Source organism: Alcanivorax hongdengensis A-11-3, assembly GCF_000300995.1.
Lineage (GTDB): Bacteria > Pseudomonadota > Gammaproteobacteria > Pseudomonadales > Alcanivoracaceae > Alcanivorax > Alcanivorax hongdengensis.
In genome coordinates, this window is the sequence record NZ_AMRJ01000028.1 from 1 (window position 1) to 18133 (window position 18133).

General features: G+C 58.9%; 20 protein-coding genes. 2 read left to right on the forward strand and 18 right to left on the reverse strand.

Annotated elements, in window-relative coordinates; genetic code table 11:
• Nucleotides 1-578 precede the first annotated feature (578 nt).
• A complete protein-coding gene (locus tag A11A3_RS17545) occupies nt 579-884 on the forward strand; it encodes a helix-turn-helix domain-containing protein (RefSeq protein WP_008929994.1) in 306 nt (101 codons plus the stop codon).
• Nucleotides 865-1803, forward strand: coding sequence for a reverse transcriptase family protein (locus tag A11A3_RS14100; RefSeq protein WP_008929995.1), 939 nt, complete (start codon nt 865-867; stop codon nt 1801-1803). Before A11A3_RS17545 ends, A11A3_RS14100 begins: the two co-directional genes overlap by 20 nt.
• Before the next feature lie 117 nt (nt 1804-1920).
• Here the strand turns inward: A11A3_RS14100 and A11A3_RS14105 are convergent, their stop codons facing one another.
• The 18 genes from A11A3_RS14105 to A11A3_RS17550 form a co-directional block, all read right to left on the reverse strand.
• On the reverse strand, nt 1921-4200 hold the full coding sequence (locus A11A3_RS14105) for a helicase-related protein (protein WP_008929996.1): 2280 nt from the start codon (nt 4198-4200) through the stop codon (nt 1921-1923).
• A 79-nt stretch (nt 4201-4279) separates the two neighbouring features.
• Complete coding sequence (locus A11A3_RS14110; RefSeq protein ID WP_008929997.1) at nt 4280-4573, reverse strand: hypothetical protein; 294 nt, start codon at nt 4571-4573, stop codon at nt 4280-4282.
• A 125-nt stretch (nt 4574-4698) separates the two neighbouring features.
• Nucleotides 4699-5808, reverse strand: a complete 1110-nt coding sequence (locus A11A3_RS14115) for a DUF6094 domain-containing protein (protein WP_008929998.1) — start codon at nt 5806-5808, stop codon at nt 4699-4701.
• A gap of 66 nt (nt 5809-5874) precedes the next feature.
• Complete coding sequence (locus A11A3_RS14120) at nt 5875-6525, reverse strand: hypothetical protein (RefSeq protein WP_008929999.1); 651 nt, start codon at nt 6523-6525, stop codon at nt 5875-5877.
• Between the two features lie 83 nt (nt 6526-6608).
• Nucleotides 6609-6869, reverse strand: coding sequence for a hypothetical protein (locus tag A11A3_RS14125; protein WP_008930000.1), 261 nt, complete (start codon nt 6867-6869; stop codon nt 6609-6611).
• A gap of 17 nt (nt 6870-6886) precedes the next feature.
• Nucleotides 6887-7267 carry a hypothetical protein gene (locus A11A3_RS14130; RefSeq protein ID WP_008930001.1) on the reverse strand — a complete coding sequence of 127 codons (381 nt, stop codon included), beginning with the start codon at nt 7265-7267 and terminating at the stop codon, nt 6887-6889.
• A gap of 90 nt (nt 7268-7357) precedes the next feature.
• Nucleotides 7358-7969: a DUF3275 family protein gene (locus tag A11A3_RS14135; protein ID WP_008930002.1), complete on the reverse strand. Its 612-nt coding sequence runs from the start codon at nt 7967-7969 to the stop codon at nt 7358-7360.
• A gap of 62 nt (nt 7970-8031) precedes the next feature.
• Nucleotides 8032-8544 (reverse strand): STY4534 family ICE replication protein, encoded by a 513-nt coding sequence (locus tag A11A3_RS14140; RefSeq protein ID WP_008930003.1) that lies wholly within the window; start codon nt 8542-8544, stop codon nt 8032-8034.
• A gap of 357 nt (nt 8545-8901) precedes the next feature.
• Nucleotides 8902-9294, reverse strand: a complete 393-nt coding sequence (locus A11A3_RS14145) for a hypothetical protein (protein WP_008930004.1) — start codon at nt 9292-9294, stop codon at nt 8902-8904.
• A 25-nt stretch (nt 9295-9319) separates the two neighbouring features.
• Nucleotides 9320-9562: a hypothetical protein gene (locus A11A3_RS14150; protein WP_008930005.1), complete on the reverse strand. Its 243-nt coding sequence runs from the start codon at nt 9560-9562 to the stop codon at nt 9320-9322.
• 744 nt (nt 9563-10306) lie between these two features.
• Nucleotides 10307-12298 carry a DNA topoisomerase III gene (locus tag A11A3_RS14155; protein ID WP_008930006.1) on the reverse strand — a complete coding sequence of 664 codons (1992 nt, stop codon included), beginning with the start codon at nt 12296-12298 and terminating at the stop codon, nt 10307-10309.
• Nucleotides 12299-12534: 236 nt separating this feature from the next.
• Complete coding sequence (locus A11A3_RS14160) at nt 12535-12930, reverse strand: single-stranded DNA-binding protein (RefSeq protein ID WP_008930007.1); 396 nt, start codon at nt 12928-12930, stop codon at nt 12535-12537.
• On the reverse strand, nt 12927-13463 hold the full coding sequence (locus A11A3_RS14165) for a DUF3158 family protein (protein ID WP_008930008.1): 537 nt from the start codon (nt 13461-13463) through the stop codon (nt 12927-12929). The genes A11A3_RS14160 and A11A3_RS14165 overlap by 4 nt, the downstream gene beginning before the upstream one ends.
• A complete protein-coding gene (locus A11A3_RS14170; RefSeq protein WP_008930009.1) occupies nt 13460-14245 on the reverse strand; it encodes a PFL_4669 family integrating conjugative element protein in 786 nt (261 codons plus the stop codon). The genes A11A3_RS14165 and A11A3_RS14170 overlap by 4 nt, the downstream gene beginning before the upstream one ends.
• Before the next feature lie 159 nt (nt 14246-14404).
• Complete coding sequence (locus A11A3_RS14175; protein ID WP_008930010.1) at nt 14405-15604, reverse strand: STY4528 family pathogenicity island replication protein; 1200 nt, start codon at nt 15602-15604, stop codon at nt 14405-14407.
• Between the two features lie 3 nt (nt 15605-15607).
• Nucleotides 15608-16168, reverse strand: a complete 561-nt coding sequence (locus A11A3_RS14180; RefSeq protein ID WP_008930011.1) for a DUF2857 domain-containing protein — start codon at nt 16166-16168, stop codon at nt 15608-15610.
• A 15-nt stretch (nt 16169-16183) separates the two neighbouring features.
• Complete coding sequence (locus A11A3_RS14185) at nt 16184-17905, reverse strand: ParB family protein (protein WP_008930012.1); 1722 nt, start codon at nt 17903-17905, stop codon at nt 16184-16186.
• Nucleotides 17898-18128 carry a hypothetical protein gene (locus tag A11A3_RS17550; protein ID WP_008930013.1) on the reverse strand — a complete coding sequence of 77 codons (231 nt, stop codon included), beginning with the start codon at nt 18126-18128 and terminating at the stop codon, nt 17898-17900. Before A11A3_RS17550 ends, A11A3_RS14185 begins: the two co-directional genes overlap by 8 nt.
• Nucleotides 18129-18133: the final 5 nt, after the last annotated feature.

The window sequence follows — 18133 nt, forward strand, 5'->3', positions numbered from 1 at the left end:
TTAAAAAGTCAGTTTTTCAGAGGTTCCCTAGATACAAAACAGCAATCATAGGAACGGTATTCGCAAATAGCGACTTCTTGTTGACAAATAGCGAACCGGTAAGATATGCTTCTTCCCACGTTGAAAAAGGGAGCCTGTCACCAGTCAATTGAGTAGGTTCAACCTACTCGCGGAGACGAAGTCTCTATATTTTGCGCCGCTCATGCAGCCGGGTCATGCTCTATCGATCCATCAAGCTCAAGTGTGCGTGCACGTCGTGTGGTGACTACACGACGTGAAAGCAGGGGTTTATTGCCAGTCACTCCCGACGTTCCTCTGGTAATGGTGACCCAACACTCATTTCATTCCATTCCGGGTGTTGGTAACTAGAGGAAATATGTTTATGCAAATAGACTTTTTTAACGTTGTCTGGCAATCGCTTAAGGAGCGGAAACCTGAGAAGAAGGACCGCAGCAAAACTTGGACACTGCTCAAGTGGTTAATACGGGTTAGTGTTTTTGTTTGGAAGATACTGAAGTACTTCTTCGATGAAGGCGACCCTTCTTAAGCGGTCCCCTGATTTTTTATCAGAGGTTATTATGATCAATCGAGCATTAAAAACTATTCGCCAGTTTCATGGGTTGACTCAGGCGGAGTTGGCTTTAAAGCTGGGTATGTCCAAGTCTTATCTAAGTGAAATTGAGTCAGGAAAAAAATCGGTAGGATATGAGTTGCTAGAAAAATACTCTGAAATTTTTGATGTTCCTGTATCTTCATTGGTTTTCTTCTCAGAAAATATTGAAAAATCGGGGACTATCCCAGAGAGCTTTAGAAGCATAGTGGCCGATAAAATATTAAAAATTATGGAATGGGTTGCTGTGCGAAATGAAGCAAAAACGACGTAAGCCAAAAATCATTACCAAGCAAAAATCGTACCCCCTACAAGACTCGGTATTCTACAAGTTATCCAACAAAAAGCGTTTAGCTAATTTATTGTCGTCTACTCCCCAAGAGCTAAAGATGCTTGCAGGGAATGATAATTACCGATGTTTCACTCAAACAAAGAATGGCAAGAAAAGACTAATCCAAGAGCCACTGCCGAGGCTTGATATAATTCACACCAGAGTGGCGAGCTTGTTGTGTCGTATCGAGACGATTGATGGGCTTCATTCTGGGAAAAAGGGAAAGTCAAATATTTCAAATGCGCGTGCTCACGTTGGCCTTGGTAAGAAGGTTATTACCGCCGATATCAAGAGCTTTTTTCCTACAACGACAAGGCTAAACGTATTTGATTTCTTTTATAACACGATGCGATGCTCCCCCGATATTGCAGATCTGTTATCTAAGATGCTTACCTATGATGAGCATGTCCCGACCGGAAGTCGAATTAGTATGCCGCTTGCGTATTTTGCGAACAAAAAGATGTTTGATGAGATTGAGTCGGCTGCAAATGATTGTGGGGCTACCATGACCATTTTTGTGGACGATTTAACTTTTTCAGGTACCACGCTCAAAAGAAGCTTCATCGGCCGACTCGAGACGATAGCAAAAAAATACGGACATAAAATACACCCGTCAAAGAGTCGGTTTTATGGGGCTAATGAGGTCAAGCTAATTACAGGTGCGGCCGTAAAGGGAAATGATATTTCTCCGAGAAATAAGCACTTAAAACTATTGCGAAGTGAACTGTCTGAGTGGCTGAAGTGTGCCCAAAAAGATGAAAAGCTTACCAATCGTGTATTGGGGAGAATGACATTTATTGGGAGTATAGACGCTCGATATAAAGACAAAGCCAGAGCCTTTAGAAAGACCGCGTTCAAATAATCGAAGAGGTACGGATATATCTCGTGGGATGTGTCCTTCTAGCTACGAGTTATGCTATTCAGGCTCTATAAGGTATAAAAACGACCCCCGAAGGGGCCGTCAAAGATCAAGCAATACTCAATTCACCAACTGCCGCGCCAGCGCCACTTCCACCGAGTCGCCATCCTGATTCAGGACGTCGAGCCCGGATTCCGGCACGTCTCCCGACGTGCTTTGTGACACGATGATCTTCCTGGCCATCAGACCCAGGCAGGTCATCTGCGAGGTGGCGGCGTAGCCGAGGTAGATCACCCTGACCGGCTGTTTCTGGCCTATACGCCATGAACGGCGCGCAGCCTGTTGCAGCGAGTACACGTTGTAGCCCGACTGCATGAACACGATGGTCGGGAACTCCAACAGATCCAGGCCGGTTTTCACCAGCTCGGGATTGGTGATGAGCACGTCGACGCCGCGATCAAGCTGTTCAGCGATCCAGTCTTCCCGGCGGGAGGCATCCACGCTTGCGCGCAGCACCGCCACCTTGAAGCCTTCCTGCTCCAGCAGCCCTTTCAGCCGAGACGTGGTATCCCGTGTCCCGGTGTAGACGCTGTAGGCCAGCACCTTGCGACCAGCAGCCTTTTCCTCTCGGCAGATGTCGACCAACTCCTGTTCCTTCGGCATGACCTCCAGATCGGAGAACAGCGAAGGGGTGAACGCCAGCAGGTTGCGGGTTCGCGGATGCTTGACCGTTTCCGCACGAAAGCAGGTGTCCGGCCAGGCCAGGAGCACGTTGAGCACCACGCCCAGAAGGGTCGTATCGCGGCGCGCCAGGGCCTGCTTCAGCTCGGCGGTCAACTGCCCCGCCAGGCGTGAGTAGGCTTGCGCCTGCTCGTCGGCCATGGCCACTTCGCGGAACTCCTCGTCGTAGGGCGGCAGCACATTGCCACCGATGTCCTTCAACTTCAGGAACACCGTGAACGGCAATACACAGCGCAGCACGCCTTTGGGGCCAAAACCGGGGGCTTTCACGGTTCGCACCGTGATCTTGCTGCCCCTAGCGGTCTTGTGGGCCGAGCCATTGCTCTCGGAGTAGATGTCCTTGAGCACGCCGTGATCACGCATGAACGCCATTGCGGCTGGCGTGAGACTGCCTTGCTGGCTGGGCCGATAACCGTCTTCGATCATGCGTCCGGGCAACGCTCGGAACAGAAGATAAAAGAGATCATCGCCGTAGCCACCCATCAAGGTGCCGGTGAGCAGCAGCGTCTTGCGTACCTTGGACGCCAGAACGCCCATGGCTTGCCCCTGGGCAGAGCCCGCGTTCTTGTACTCGTGCGCCTCGTCAGCGATGAGCAGGTCGAACGTGCCTTGCGGCAGGTAGCGTTTCACGAACTCCGACGGTTGGTAGCCGCCTTCACCGAAGCCGAATTCCATCGAGGCCATGGCGCGTTCCATGCGCTGGGCCTGGCGGTCGGAAAACACCAACTCGCCGTCGTCGTCCATCAGGTTGATGAATTCGTACAGGTTGTCGCCGAGCATGGATGCCAGGAACGACTCGCCGAACTTCTTCATCAGCTTGCGGGCGGTGACTTCACCGATGGTAGGAATACGCTTGAGCGCCTTGAGCACGGCCTGTGATTGGTCGTTGGCCGATAGCCCTCTGGGCCGGATCAGCGTCCACAACGCCGAGGCGCAGTGGCTGCATTTGCGGCGGGATTCCTCCGCTTCCAGCTCCACCGGGTTGATCGGCTCGCCGTCCAAGTTGGTGATGACCTGACCACAATGCGGGCAGGCCCCCACTTCACCGTGACGGGTACGACGGCGCACGAACACCGGCTTCCAATGAAAGCCCATGCGCATACGCACGCGACCGAGTACAAAGAACTCCTGCCCCTGGGGCGACACACCCAACTGCTCGCGCAGTTTGATGAGTTTGACCAGGGTGTCCGGGCCGTTGAGCACCCAGACCTTGGCACCGGCCACGGTCTCCTGGATTTCCCGCCGCCACTTGTAGACCAGGTGGGGTGGCGAGAGCACCAGCGTGCGACGGTAGCCTTCAGCGTTGAGCACGGCGGCCGTGGCGATGCCGACGGTCGTCTTGCCGCAGCCCATCTCACCGTTGACGATGGCGGCGCGTTCGCCACGATCGACCAGCAGTTCGGTGACGGCGTGGACCACATCGGCCTGGGCGGGAAACAACTGCCGCTTCAGACCAGTCAGCAGGACCTGGCGATGCGCCTTTGCCTGGCCGGTATAGACCGGCGGGTTGGCGCGGTTGAGGGAGTCGAGCAGCTCATCGCCGAACTCGGACACGAAGTCCTGCAGGCTGATGTCGAGCGGGGATGAAGGGTTATCGAGCAGGTCGCCCTGCGCGGTAGTTTCGGAACAGATGGTGTCAGAACACGTTTCGAGGGTCATGGTGATGCTCCAGATGTCATTGGGGCATGCACCTCCCCCGATGGGGCGATGACATGCCCCAGGGTTGGGAGAAAGTGGATCAGTACTCGTCTGGCAACAGCAGCGTGGTGACGCTGCGGTTCCATTCGGTAATGATCCAGAGCTTCAAGGCTGGTGTGACCTGATAGGACGAGAACAGCCGGTCGTCGTGCTTGAGAGCAGCGTCGTTGGTACGCCGATCCTCATCGCACAGATCGCCCCAGTCGCCAGTCAGATGGCGTTGGAGATAAGGGGTGGGATTGAGCGCACCGCGTTGAATCAGGTCGCTCACGCCCTGGGTCATGACGATGTCACCGGCTGGGAACAGCGGTTGGGACAGTGTTACGAGTGCCATGGTGGTTTCCTCTCAAAATGAAGGGGCCACGGCACCCGACGGGGTGACAGGACCCCGGTGGGTGAATGAAAGAGATGAATGAAACAGATGGATGAAGTTGACGGCGAGCCGTCGGTGAAACGCGATCAGCGGATGGTCAGCACCTGCCCCAATGTTTCGGAGGCGGGTGTCAGGTCCCAGGCGCGGATCACGGGTACGAAGCGGTCGGTGAGGATACGTGTCTCGGCAATCGAGCCGTCATCCCGTTCCTGGTACTCCGTGGTCAAGGATTTCTCCTTGTGGGTATCGCCCTTGACCACCAGCACCTTGCCGGTCCTGGAGGTCACGACGCCGGGAATCGCACCGGCTGCAAGAGCCAGGGCGAGATGCCAGTGAGACAAGGCACGGGCCGGAGGCCGTGGTGCCTGATGCACGGCACCCAGATGAGTGTCGAGCGATGGCCACAGTCCTTGCAGGCGCTGCACTTCGTCCGCGAACTGCGCAGGTTCGAGCGTGACGCGATAGAAGTGCTCCGGATCGCCGGGCGAGGCCGGTACGCTGTAGGGCTGGAACGGCCAGGTATCTGGCAGTTCCTCGGCTTCGAGCTCACCTTGACCGATTAGCAGCATTCGGCTGCGCACGGCCCTGGCTTCTTCGCTGTCCTGTTCGCGTTGACGGATGCGCCGACCAAAGATCACCACCTGCTTGAACTGCGTGTCCACCGCACGGTAGATACGCAGGTCGGCAAAATGGCGCGTCAGCCAGCCCACCAGTTCGGCGTCGAGTACATAGCCGGGGATGATGAACACCAGCACGCCGTCATACTGCAACAGCGGTAGAGTGCGCTGATAGAACAGCTTCTCCAGCCTGGCCCGGCCTTTGCCTTGGTAGCCGATGTTGCCATCGACACCACGGCTCAGGTCACCATAGGGCGGGTTGAGCCACAGCAGACCGAAGGACTGCCGGGAGATCAGGGTGTCCATCAGGTCACCGTGCAGACAGCAATCGACCAGCTTGCGCGCATGGGTGGCGCGCTCTGCGTCGTACTCGACGGCGAAGGCCTTGACCTGTTCACGCCCGAGGGCATGAGCGGCTTCGGCAATCGCCACGCCTTCGCCAGCGCAGGGATCGAGAATGGACATTGATCCGCTGGCCGGGGCCAGCGCGGACAGGGCACGTTCCAGGGTAGGTTCGTCCGTTGGAAAGTAACCGTTTCTGATGAAATTGCGCGCAAGGCGCGGAAACATGAGAGCCATGGGTTTCTCCTGTTGGCTAATTTGAAAAACGTGGGCATGTCTGCACATGCCCAGTGTGGGAGTGGCTCAGGCCACCCGACGCAGTGGTTTGCCGTCATCCAGTTCGTCTTGCTCGATACCCAGGGTGCCGCTGCGTATCAAATCGCCCAGTGCCGTGGTCAGCGCCGGGACGTCCAGGGTCAGCCGGTGGCCCTCCAGTCGCCCGAGGGCGAATGGCAGACGGGTCAGCATCTCCCGGGATTGCAGCAGTGCCAGCACGGCGTCGCGCCAGTGATCGAGCAGAGGCAAGGGGCAGGCCTCCCGCACCAGCGCCCACAGGCGGTCGGTGTGGTCGGACTTGTCCCTTGGCAGCAGGGCCAGTGCGCTGGCATTGGCCTTGTCCGGTATCACGCAGCGTGGATCAAACAACCACAGATGCACCATGGAACCGAACAGGGTTCGGCGGAAGGCACGTGTGGAGCGCTTGTCCAGGTGATCGGCGTTGCCGACGAAAATCGGCACCGATGCACCCTGGTCGGTGATGAGATGGAATCGGTCCAATCCCTGCTCCGCACTGCCGAGTGTCAGGCGGGCCAGGAATTCCTGGACGGCGGTGTCACGCGCCCAGAGAGACAAAAAGACCAGATTGCCGTGTTCGTCAGCGACGCAGCCATCGGCCATCAGGTCGGGGCATTCGTCGATCCGAAACAGCGGTTGAGTGGATGAATGTGTGGGCATATCGATGTCCTCGTGATTGAAAAGGGACACCAGCGCCTAGCGGGGCGAACAAGTGCCCCTGTTGGGTGGATGAAAACCAATTATCAGTCCGACTCGAACTGACGGCTGTAAGGGTTGAAGTGACGCGCCTGAGCGCCTTTGAGGATCGGCGTAAAGCCTTCCAGATAGAAATTGCACAGGTACTGACTGCGATAGCGCAAGGCCTGCTGTGCCTGCCTTTCGGTGAGGCCGCTACTGATGAAATGATCGAGCAATTCCACGTCGGAAGCTACGTCGTTGTTGGACAGCTGGTCTTCGACGAACTGCAGCAGTGTTGCCGGAAGCAAAGCCAGGATCGGGTCCATGTCATCACCTCCTTCGATCAGGCCATTGGCCTTGGCGCACGTCGCCGTGCATGATAGGCCCGCACGCCGTCACGCCATTCCCGACATTGCTCGGGAGCCATGTCGAGGTAGCGCAAGGGGCACGAGTAGTAGTATGGGTGCATGGCTTCTTCCAGAGGCTTGTAGCCCCAGTCGTCACCAGACCCTTGCAGCAAATCGCAGCGGATGAACGCTGTCGACTCACCTACATCGAGACCGAAGATGTCGGTTTCTTTGGCGGTGATGCGGACCACTGACCACATGACATTGCCACGCAGAGCGTGCGCTATGACGTGATAGTGAGCACGTTCACCTTCTTGCGGTTGGATCAGTTCCTGGATGAGTTGAGCGCGGGTTTGCCGCGAGAAATACCAGCCCATGGGAGTTCTCCTATAAAAAATGCCAGAGCTCTCCCCAGCGGGGTGAGACCCCGGCGGGTGGTGGGAACGTCGCGTTGAGCGACGGTGTGATCAAGCGATGATGCGATGCCAGTCCTGGGACAGCGGAGCAAACTCATAACCCAGCGTGCCGAGACGGTCGCGTTGCTGACGCAACAGCCGACGATCGACGGTGGCATCCAGTTTCACGACATCACCGAGCGGCCACAGCGCGCCGAACAAGGTGGCATCATCGTCCTGGACTGTCGGCTTGGCCGATGTGTCAGGAGCGGTGGTGCCGAACGGCGTGGTGTCGACCAGGGGATGGCTCGACGCCTTGTCGTCCTTCGCGTCGGTGGTCGCCGTCGCGGTGGGGACAGGAGGCTGAGCTTCCTCGTCGATGGGATCGACTTCCTGCGGGCTCAGCCGGTTGGCTTCGTCCGTGCTCAGGGGGTCGATGTTCGACAGGGTCATCCCGCCCAGATGGGCGCGAATCTCGATGACCATGCGACCGCTGGTGTTGTACGTGGACGGGCGAATTTCGGTGATGACGAAATCGCCCTCGTACTTGCCTTCGCGGTATTGATCCAGCTCGGCGTTCTTGATGACGAACTCACCGATGGAAGTGGCGAGGCGGCCAACATTGAAGTCGCCGTTCCTGCCGTGGATGGTTCGGATGGCCAATTGGCCGGAGAGAGTAATCATGGTCAGCTCCTGGTGCTGAATGGTGAGAGAAGGAAGCAAGGCCCCGTCGGGGGCCATGCAGTTCAGAAGGATTCCGCCGAGGCGGTCACGCCTTGGTCTGAATCGACGGTCACGTCGTTGGATGCAGGGGCATCCTCCGCAACGGCTGATACAGACTCAGGCGACGTGTCATCAGTGGCCTTGGGTTCAGCCTTGTAGACGAGCTGACCGTCGACCTTGATCCAACTGACGAACAGCAGTCTCGCCTTCAGGCTGACGCCCTGTTCACCGGCACGCTTCCCCTTGCTGTAGGTGAAGGTGTCGGCCCACAGGTCACCCAGGCGAAAACCGATCAGCACCTTGCGTTCGGCCTCGACGGCCTGTTGGCAACGGCGGATCAGATGTTGGGCCTCGCTACCGGACACGCGCACGTCGAAACGGCGGTAATCCGGCGAATCGCTCGGGCCATTCAGCGCTGCGATGTCGCAGGCGAGGAAGGCATCGCCCTTGCGGGGTTGCACCTCGCGAATGCGATTGAGATAACCCAGACCGGTGATGTGCAGGTCGAAGTAGGATTTTTCGGATGAAGGGTTCATGGTGAATCTCCTGTCGTGATGAATGAACGAGCGGAGACACACCCACCCTGGCGGGAAGGCATAACCCCCGCGTGGGTTGATGGATCGGATGATCCTGGTAGTGCTTGTGCATCCACCATCCCGAGGGATGGTCGTTCGCGCTGGGGATGCTGGGGCGAACGGGTTGGGTCACGCGGCCGGAACCGCGCCGTAGCCTTGAAGACCGTGGCTACCTGGGCATGTCGCTGATACATCAGCGGAACATGTGGGCAGGGTGGCATTGCAATGTGTTGGATTGCCACCCGGAATCGGAATCCATGTCTTACCCAATTTCTTGGCAAAAAATGAGCCCCTTCTCGGGGCTCGGTCGAATGGCTGTCACCAGCCTGTGTAGTTCAAGACCAGGTCTGCGATGACTTGACGGTGCTCCAGATCCAGTCCTCCCAGATCGGACAGACCGTGGACGCCCACTCGCTTGAGCAGCACACCGCCAATGTTGGCGTTGTAAAAGCTGACCATGGCGGCCAGGAAGACCCGTTCACCGGAACTCATCACGCCGATGGCCTGGTCGATGACTTCCAGGTTGGGGCACAACTCCCACTTGTCCTCTGCTTGATCGACATGGGCTTTGGTGCCCAAGCCAAACAGCGTCGGACTGAGCAGTTGGACGCCACGCTTCCACGCCCGGAAGAAAGCCTCGGGGGCTTGCGAGAAGTGGTGATCACTGATGGCAATCTGTTCCAGCATTGCCTGATTGTTCATCGTATGCATATTCGTTGCTCCTGATGATCGAGAATCATGGCTGGGGCCGCTGTGTCCATGCGCCGGTTTGCAGGGCATGGCTGGCAGCCTCGTGAGAAGGGAAATATTCGACGGACTCGCGGGAAACGGGGCCGCCTTCGGTGCCGTTGTCAAAGGTGCCGAGGTAGTAACCGGCGGCACTGTGCAGTACCTGAAGCGGCAGGCGCTTACCGGTGTAAATCAGTGCCAGGGCACCGGCCTCTGTGACTGGCTTGTCGATGGGGTTTTGAATGGACATGGAACTCTCCCTACGTTGATGAAAGGCTTGGTGGGAAGCGCCACATCCCAACGGGGCATGGGGATTCCCGTGGGTCGATGAAGCATCGCCGCCCGGTTGGGGCGATCGTCCGCGAGACGATGCGGAGCGGACTGGATCGGTCGTCCTGGCATACCAGGATGCAGCCTTGAAGACCGGAGCTGCCTGGGCATGGTGCTGACCACAATCAGCGACGCATGGGGTAAGGTTCCGGTGTTTCAGAGGTGTCGGCGACGGGAAAACCGCACTGGAAGGCACCCTGTTTTTCAGGGTAAGTGGCAGGCAGTGAAGCAAGGGAAAAACAGCCGAAGGTCCTTGCCTTCGGCGCGGAAGAAACTACCACCCGTGGGCTGCACAGGGCTGGGTCGTGGGTGGAACCTGGCTCTGTTTCAGCATGCACACCCGGCCCGTATCGTGGCTGGGGCCGGCATCCTCTGGCACACATCCGCGCACAAAGGGAGCCCGTTGTTTCGCCGGCGGGCACCGGCACCGAATACGGCTGACCCCGTAGGGTTTCCTGACGGCTCGCATGAGCGGCATGGCCTGCCTCAAACCGTCAGGAAACCCTACGCGAGCAGCGAATACTGATAATGGGGTGAATCCGTAGATACCGGAATTGATGAACAAAGACCTTCTCGCCGACGGCCAGAATGGCCGGACGCGCACACCGTGACAGAAGGTAGAGTGTGCTGGGGCACCACGTGGGGTGCGGGTGTTCGTGCGATTTCAGCTTTTGGCCCTGCGGCCGCGTGCACGCGGTTTTGCCTGCTTGAGCGGTTGGGTGCCCTTGCACTCCGGATACCGAGAGCAGGCCCAGAACGCCCCGTGCTTGCCACGTCGTTGTCGCGTGACGGCACCGCATAGCGGACAGGCAGGTCCTTCCGGTTGGCTGATCGCCAGGGATGCGCCCCGGTACTGCTGCACCAGTTGTGCTACCCAGGCGGATTGCTTGTCGATAAAGCCATCCAGTGTCATCTGACCCGATGCAATTCGATCCAGGGCTTGTTCCCAGATCGCGGTGGTGCCCGGATCGGCAATCGCGCAGGGTACGGCATCAATCAGCTTGAGGGCAGCTTCGGTCGCACGTATCGCCTTGCCTTTGCGGGCGATGAAGCCTCGGGCCAGCAGGCCGTTGATGATACCGGCGCGGGTAGCTTCGGTGCCGATGCCGGTGGTCTCCTTCAGTGTCTGCCGGAGCCGAGGGTCGGTCACCAGTTTGGCCACACCCTTCATGGCCTTGATCAGTTCGCCCTGGGTGTAGGGCCGAGGCGGCTTGGTCTTGAGTGTCTTCAACTCGACTTGTTCCAGTGCACACACAGTGCCGGTTTCAAGTGACGGCAGTTGCTGACTCTGAATGTCCTGCTGTTCCTCGTCCTGCTCGTGGCGGGGCATCGCCCGGTGCCAGCCGGGTTCGATCACCTGCTTGCCCACGGCTTGCAGTGACTGACCAGCTACCTTGAGTTGGGCCTCGGTGCGGTCGAATTCATGGTGGGGGAGGAACTGTGCCAGGTAGTGCGCCCGGATCAGCGCGTACACCGCCCGTTCCTTCTGCGACATGGCCGATAGCTTTGTGGGCTCCAGCGTGGGAATGATGGCGTGGTGCGCCGTCACCTTGTTGTCGTTCCAGGCACGCGAACGCTGTGACCTGTCGAGCCGCTCGATCAATGGGCGCAGACTGGGATCGGTGGCCAGCAACGCGTCGAGCACGGTTGGCACTTCGGGCAGCATGCTCTCAGGCAGGTAACCCGAATCACTGCGTGGATAGGTCGTCGCCTTGTGGGTCTCGTAGAGCGACTGGGCGATGTTCAGCGTTTCCTGCACGTCCAACCCAAGTTGCCGCGAACAGACCTCCTGCAAGGTGCCCAGGTCGAATGGCAGTGGTGGTGCTTCACGCATGCGTTCCGTTTTCACGTGGATCACAGTGGCGTCACGGGTCTGGCGCAGTGCAGCTACAGCGTGTTGCGCCACAGCTTCCTGCAGGCAGCGACCGGCGTCGTCTGCGCTGTCGTCAGGGGCTACCCAGTTCGCCTTGAAGGATTGACCACTGTGGCCAAGCATCACCTCGATGGCCCAATAGGGAACAGCTACAAAACTGGCTATCGCCCGGTCACGATCCACCACCAGCTTCAGCGTGGGTGTTTGCACCCGACCGACCGAGAGCACACCGCCATAACCGGACTGCTGGCCCAACAGGGTGAACAGTCGGCTCAGGTTCATGCCGATCAACCAGTCTGCCCGTGAGCGTGCCAGCGCCGAGTGGTACAGGGGCAAAGTCTCCGCTCCCGGTTTGAGGGCATCCAATGCCTTTCGGATAGATGCATCATTCAGTGCCGACAGCCAGAGCCGGTGGATTGGCCCACGGTAGCCGCAAAGGTCGAGGATCTCGCGGGCGATCATCTCGCCTTCACGATCGGCGTCGGTGGCGATCACCAGTTCGCTTGCCTCGCTGATGAGTCGCTTGACGATCTGGAACTGCGCCTGGGTCGAGGCCTTGACCTCGTTGCGCCAGCGCTCGGGAATAATGGGCAACTGTTCTATCGACCAGCGCTTGTATTGCTCACCATAGGCTTCCGGCGGTGCGGTTTCGAGCAGGTGGCCGATGCACCAGGTCACCGTGATGCCTGATCCAGTAAAGCATCCGTTACCGCGTTGCTGGGCACCCAGCACACGGGCGATGTCCTTGCCCTGCGAAGGCTTCTCGCACAGATAGACCCGCACGCTATTCCTCCTCGGCTGTCATGGGCTGGCCCAGTGATCGAATAGGTGACAGCGTGACGGCTGGTGAATGGCTTGGCTGCACATAACCCGTTATGGCTGAATTCCGGATTTATGATCCGACATGCGGGGTGGGATGAGTGGACCTCGATGGACTTCGGTGGCGCTATACCAGTGGTATAACCATCGCTGGCGCAAAATGAGCGGCTGAGGGTTGGTGCAGCCGCTCACGGCCCTGCTTACTCATCAGCCGGTGATTCAGCGGATGGCTCCCTGGGTACCAGAGTCACTTGCTCGATGCGATAGGGCAGGATGCCAACGCGACGTGCTTCGATCTTGAAGGTCACGCGTTCGTTCTCCTCGGCGTCTTCCCATTCGTCACGCACTGTCCGGCCTTCCACCAGCACGCGCATGCCCTTCTGGTACAACGTCTGCCAGTGTTCGGCATCACGGTGCCACAGCTCCACTGGCGCCCAGAAGCCACCGCGATCCTCGAATCCCTCCTTGGCCGGAATGGGGTTGTCGAAATAGACGTTCAGTCGCAGCAGCCGACGGGGTTCATCATTGCCGTTGTTGAAAGCCCGGTATTCTGGCGCAGAGCCGATATTGCCCTCGCCGTAGAAGTGCGTACTCATGAGTGTGACTCCGTAGTGGTGGCGTGTCCCTGGGTCCGCCGCTGATAGGCCGCTTCGGCCTGTCTCATCTTCCCGGCACAGTCCAGGGCCTGGCGGGCAATACTGTGGGTGAGGCTGATCTGCATGTTCAGCGCGATGCGCTGCAGCTCAATGGCGTAGAGATCGTCGATCAGTGCGTCGTGGGTCGATGGCGAGGCGATGAGTTGCTCCCACAAGGAGACACCCATGGAGGATCGGTCGAGGTTGCGCCAGCGCAAAAAGGTCGTCCCTGCGCCAGTGGTTTGCGGGGCCAGTTGCACATCGAGCCGATTGAACGGTGAGCGACGTGCCTGGGGCAGGACGTGTTGCAACGCCAGGGCGATCATCTCGTCGCGCAGCCCGATACATTGGTTGGCCCAGTCCTCCAGACTCCCCTTACCTTTAAAGGGTTTTAAAAGGCCTTTTAGGTAGGCCGCGTGTGCCAGGCGCTGGAAGTCTGGCTGTTCCAGCGGTGCAAAGTGTCGCGGTGGCTGAGCGAGGTGGCCTGCGGTCATGCTTGGGCCTCCTCGTCGGGAGAGTCACTGTCCTCGACCTCGCTGTCATCCTCGGTCGCCTCGGCTGGCGCAGTGTCAGTGGTGTCTTCCTGACTGGAACTTTTTTGTGACGATCGGCGATTGATGGGTGGTGCAAATCGGGAGCGGCGGGTGCCTTCGAGGACGTCCTGGGGCAGTTCGCCGAACTTCTCCCGCGCCGCTCGCGCCGCCGCATTGTTGGCTGCATAGTCGTCCCGGCAGGTGCCGGAATAGCGGTACTGCTGGGCCAGCGAAAACAGGCTGCGCAGGGCATGGGCTCCATCGTTGAGCCAGCGTTCCAGGGTACTGCGGTCGATCAGGGCGGTGTGATGCGCCAGGATAAGACGGCGGGCCAAGGTGTCGTAATCGGCCAGCAGATAGACCGCCATGAAGCCGAGCTGGGCATTGACGAACAGGGGTAGCTTGATGGGCTGGACGTTGAGGTTATCGCCGAGACTCAGTGCTGCCGGTACATCCGCCAAGGCCTGGTCGACCTGTTCACGCAGGGCCTGAAGCTGGGACCGGGTTCCTTCGATCTTGTCCTCGATCCGCAGCATCCACCAGTCCGAGTAGGGGTCGTCCTGTTCGGCACCGCGCTTGAGCTTGTTCATGATCGACAGAAAGGCATTCAAACCGATGATGCCCGGCTTGCCTTCCGAGGCGGCGCGGCCATGCCAGATGCGGGAGGCATGGTGAGTGTGCAGCGTCAGCGCCATCGCGCTGCGCAGCGATCCGAGGTTCAGTTGCAGAGATTCGTTGGCCATGTGAGCGACTCGCTGTGAAGAATCGAATCGCCAGCATCGACAAAGCGCGGAAGGCAGTCAGTAAAGAATTCGCACTGGTAGCCTTCCTGTTTATGGGCTTGTTTCAGGGTTGTAGACGTTGGTGGCTGTCGATAGCCCTATACCACTGGTATAGGTCCATCAAGAGCTACGGAACATTTCTTGAAGACGAGCGATATGGGCTTTCACTTGTTCCGGGTCCGCAGCTTGGAAGGGGCGATCAACCTTGGCATCCACTTTGGGTGGTGGTGTCGCCAATGAATCCGCCTTCGAAGGGGTGACACCGGCCCAGGCACGAAACTCTCCCCGGATGGCTCGCTGAATGATGCCGAACAGATAATTGGCTGGCTTCTTGATGTAATCGTCGCAGCAGCGCACATCCCACTCATCGATCACTGCCTGTTGCAGTTCCTTGTCGACCTTCCTTAGCGAGAGCAAGGCACCGGCCTTCTGTTCATCATTGAGGCGTTCAAATCGAGGTGGCAAGTCCAAATAATTCAATTCGCGCAGTACAGTACGTACTTTATTATTTTTAATACTTTTATTACGTACTGTACTGTCAGATTTCCGATTCGGAAGAATGCCGTCAGATGGGGCTTTGCGCCCTGATTCCAAATTGGAAAATGGGGCGTCGTAATGTCGTAGAAGGGCCTCGGCGCTCTCTACGGTTTTGGGGTTATCCACAGACTCAAGATCGTGAGCATTGGCGTCCCAGTTCTGCCCGGCCAGACGTTGCACCATGACCTGCAGGCGAGACGGCAGCGTTCGCGCACTGACCATAGGGTCTTCGGTGATTTCCTTGAGCGTATGAACGCCGACGACCCGCACGGCTTTGGCCGAGTGCGTCAATGCCTGGCTGACCAGTCCCAGATATTCGGTGTCGAGCTGCATGGCCTCAAAGGGGGACAGCGGTTCGTCGTGGAGCACATAGAGGTTGCCCTGGATACGTCCGGAGCGGGCGTCCCGCCGTCGCCGCACCAGGCTGAGCCAGCGGGTCAATCGTAACTGGGTCAGCGCCCTGGCCACGGTTTCGTGGGAGGCTTTGGCCGTGCATGGCATTGACGCCAGGTAGGGTCGCAGGCGCTCGTAAGTGGGAAAAGCCGTCACGCCATCGTCGTTCAACAGCAGACGGAACACCTGCCAGGCATTACGTTCCAGTGGTGTCAGGCGGCGATCGAGGAACAGCGCGCGGGGGACGCTCTCGTGGCGATTGCCGCTGAACAGGAAGCCATCCTGTGGGGTAGTGTCTTCTGCCGCAGGTTGCAGTCGTTGGGTGGCTTGATCAAGGAGTGCCGTCAGTGAAACGGGGCCTCCGGGACGGCGGGGATCATCGGTGACCATGGCCTACACCAGGCCCTGATCGATCCATCCCTGGATGGTTGACCACAACACCGAAGCTGGCAGGTCGAGGGCTTCGGCCAGATCCAGTGTCAGTTCGAGCATTGAAAGGGAATCGTCGAGCGCGATGCCACGGGTTTTGAATTCGGGTTCCCACCGTCGCCATAGCTCGGTGTCCTGCTCTTCGCTCAATCCGGGATGACGCCCCCTGCGTTTGGGCAGATCGAGCATGTCCCGTCGCAACGCGACTTCCTGGTGGGTCAGCCCGTAGAACTTGCTCACCATCTCGGTACTGGCGCCCAGGCGCAGCATGCGATCGACGGCGGCGATTTCCTTCTCGACATCCGCCACCTGGCGCAACAATCGCTGCAGCACGTCGCGGTTCACGGTTACCGAGCACCAGGGCACGGTGGCATTGATGAGCACGCTGACCAGCGCGGGGTGCTTCAGAGCACTCAATTCCTGCTCGCCGAATCCCATCGCCTTGCAGCGGCGCAATTGCCCGTTGCGCAGGTCGTGCAGTGCCTGCGCGATCACTGCCTGATTGAGTGGGTGCGGTACCGACATGCTGCCTCCCGAGCCCTATGAAGCACCGGGCGTGGTGTTGTTCGCCCCGGTGTCCGATTCAAGGTCCACCAGGCGGCGAGATAACCGCAACAGGCGATACAGCTTGACCAAGGCGTTATCACTCAGGCGCGACACCTGACTATTTCCGCCATGGCGTCCTTGCAGCAACGGCCCCAAATGATCCAGCAGCCGTAAGTTGTCGAGTTCATCGAGGGACTGGCTCGTGGATTGGTATCCCGTGCTGAGTGCATGAAGCAGCGTGAGCACAGCGCGACCGATCATCGGTACCGCGTGGCCGTCGGTGGCGAGTGCACTCATGTCGCAGAGGAAACCGAGGCCCGTGTCCACTGGCTGGATGTGTTCCGCCTGACCTGTCTCGTCGGCGATCTCGCTGGCGAACTGGGCGATATGCACGCGCAGACTGTCCGGCGTATCCAGTCGGGGTTCGATGTACCAGACATCCGTGATGGGGTAGAGTCCGCCCGCCTGCACTGGTATGGACTTCAGCACGTTCGACTCGAAGTCCTCCCATGCCTCGCCGGTTGTATCGGCCATCAGGCGCTGGATGTCCTGCAGCCGATCGGTGGTTGTCGCTGGCGTCACGATGTTTCCCTGGACGCGTTCGTTCCGATTCGATGCCGTGGGATCGGAGTCCTCCGGGGCGTTTGGAGAAGTTGTGGGCTCCTGGCTTGGAATTTCCTCTTCCTGTTGTGGCTCTGATACAGGGACAGAAATCCGTGGTGTGTCGGCCGATGGCGGAGACGTGGGGTGTGCACTTTCCGTGTTGACGGGTGGAGGAAGTGTTTCGACCGACGCTGGAGCGTGCGGGACGGGATCGCGGGTCATGATACGGCGACGGCTTTCGGGCTCGGTGATGTCCAGCGTCAAGGTGTCGTAGTCGACATTCAATAGCTCGGCCATCTGTCCGATGAGTTCGTCCTGTACGCGTCCGACCGAGAAGCCGTCGGCGGTATGGTCGAAGGTGGCCAGCACGTCATGGAACAGTGTGGGAAAGTCGATATCCAGCGACTTGCCTTCGCTGCGGGCATCCCAGACGGTTGCACTGGATTTGCGGAGCGTCGACAGGCGTTCGATCTGCGGGCGACCGAGACCGCCGTAGAGCACGGTCGGCATGGCGGGCAACAGATAGGTGACGGCATCCAGCATGCGGCTGATGTGAGGCTGGGGGACCGGGTAACCATCCGCCGTGAGGCGTCGCGCCAGTTCGGTTTGGCTCAACGTTTCTCCTGACTCGATCTCATACAGCTCTCGGGCTTTCTCTACACCGAGAGCGCGCTCGATGAACGTCAGGCCACCATGCAGCTCGTTCTCGGCCAGGTGGCCGGTCAGGGCGACGATCTCGCCCCGCTCCGGCCAGGGGCGGAACAGGCAAGGAATACGGAAGAAGCGTTCATCCTTCGTTTCCGTCCAGAGCTCTCGCAGAATGGCCAGTCGCGTGTTACCGCCGTTACGGATGATGTAATGCGGTTCGCCGGGCCGACGGGTGATGGCCGGTGGCGAATCGAGCCCGCGTTCCCGGATCGAGTCCTTGATGTCGTCGTATCGGGGGTTGCGGGTGACCCGAGGATTGAGGTCATAGGGTTGGAGCTGATCCAACGTCACCGTCATAGGGGTGTCGGCGATGGGGTCGCTCAATGTCTCGGTCTCTGGGCCGCTGCGTTGGAACGGGTCGACCAGCAACTTGTCGGCCATGTCCTTGGAGGTCAGCTCAGCCATTGTCGTCACCCTGGTCGGTAACAGCGGCTCGCTCCTGTCGCCGCAGGCGTGCGAGGGCATTGCGGGGGGATCGATGGTCGCTGGGTGTTGAGCCCGTGTAGATCGCTGGCAGTCCAGGCTTGGTGAAGCGCAAGTGGCCTCCGGCGGTGCGCGTGACTTCCCAGCCCTCGCTCAGGGCATGTTCGATCAGTGGCTTGAGGCGTTTGAAACCTCGTGTTGACATGGGTA

What these genes read in the sequence shown, in the direction of transcription:
- A11A3_RS17545 (WP_008929994.1), top strand. Translation starts at nt 579, where the DNA reads ATGATCAATCGAGCATTAAAAACTATTCGCCAGTTTCATGGGTTGACT.
- A11A3_RS14100 (WP_008929995.1), top strand. Translation starts at nt 865, where the DNA reads ATGAAGCAAAAACGACGTAAGCCAAAAATCATTACCAAGCAAAAATCG.
- A11A3_RS14105 (WP_008929996.1), bottom strand. Translation starts at nt 4,200, where the DNA reads ATGACCCTCGAAACGTGTTCTGACACCATCTGTTCCGAAACTACCGCG.
- A11A3_RS14110 (WP_008929997.1), bottom strand. Translation starts at nt 4,573, where the DNA reads ATGGCACTCGTAACACTGTCCCAACCGCTGTTCCCAGCCGGTGACATC.
- A11A3_RS14115 (WP_008929998.1), bottom strand. Translation starts at nt 5,808, where the DNA reads ATGGCTCTCATGTTTCCGCGCCTTGCGCGCAATTTCATCAGAAACGGT.
- A11A3_RS14120 (WP_008929999.1), bottom strand. Translation starts at nt 6,525, where the DNA reads ATGCCCACACATTCATCCACTCAACCGCTGTTTCGGATCGACGAATGC.
- A11A3_RS14125 (WP_008930000.1), bottom strand. Translation starts at nt 6,869, where the DNA reads ATGGACCCGATCCTGGCTTTGCTTCCGGCAACACTGCTGCAGTTCGTC.
- A11A3_RS14130 (WP_008930001.1), bottom strand. Translation starts at nt 7,267, where the DNA reads ATGGGCTGGTATTTCTCGCGGCAAACCCGCGCTCAACTCATCCAGGAA.
- A11A3_RS14135 (WP_008930002.1), bottom strand. Translation starts at nt 7,969, where the DNA reads ATGATTACTCTCTCCGGCCAATTGGCCATCCGAACCATCCACGGCAGG.
- A11A3_RS14140 (WP_008930003.1), bottom strand. Translation starts at nt 8,544, where the DNA reads ATGAACCCTTCATCCGAAAAATCCTACTTCGACCTGCACATCACCGGT.
- A11A3_RS14145 (WP_008930004.1), bottom strand. Translation starts at nt 9,294, where the DNA reads ATGCATACGATGAACAATCAGGCAATGCTGGAACAGATTGCCATCAGT.
- A11A3_RS14150 (WP_008930005.1), bottom strand. Translation starts at nt 9,562, where the DNA reads ATGTCCATTCAAAACCCCATCGACAAGCCAGTCACAGAGGCCGGTGCC.
- A11A3_RS14160 (WP_008930007.1), bottom strand. Translation starts at nt 12,930, where the DNA reads ATGAGTACGCACTTCTACGGCGAGGGCAATATCGGCTCTGCGCCAGAA.
- A11A3_RS14165 (WP_008930008.1), bottom strand. Translation starts at nt 13,463, where the DNA reads ATGACCGCAGGCCACCTCGCTCAGCCACCGCGACACTTTGCACCGCTG.
- A11A3_RS14170 (WP_008930009.1), bottom strand. Translation starts at nt 14,245, where the DNA reads ATGGCCAACGAATCTCTGCAACTGAACCTCGGATCGCTGCGCAGCGCG.
- A11A3_RS14175 (WP_008930010.1), bottom strand. Translation starts at nt 15,604, where the DNA reads ATGGTCACCGATGATCCCCGCCGTCCCGGAGGCCCCGTTTCACTGACG.
- A11A3_RS14180 (WP_008930011.1), bottom strand. Translation starts at nt 16,168, where the DNA reads ATGTCGGTACCGCACCCACTCAATCAGGCAGTGATCGCGCAGGCACTG.
- A11A3_RS14185 (WP_008930012.1), bottom strand. Translation starts at nt 17,905, where the DNA reads ATGGCTGAGCTGACCTCCAAGGACATGGCCGACAAGTTGCTGGTCGAC.
- A11A3_RS17550 (WP_008930013.1), bottom strand. Translation starts at nt 18,128, where the DNA reads ATGTCAACACGAGGTTTCAAACGCCTCAAGCCACTGATCGAACATGCC.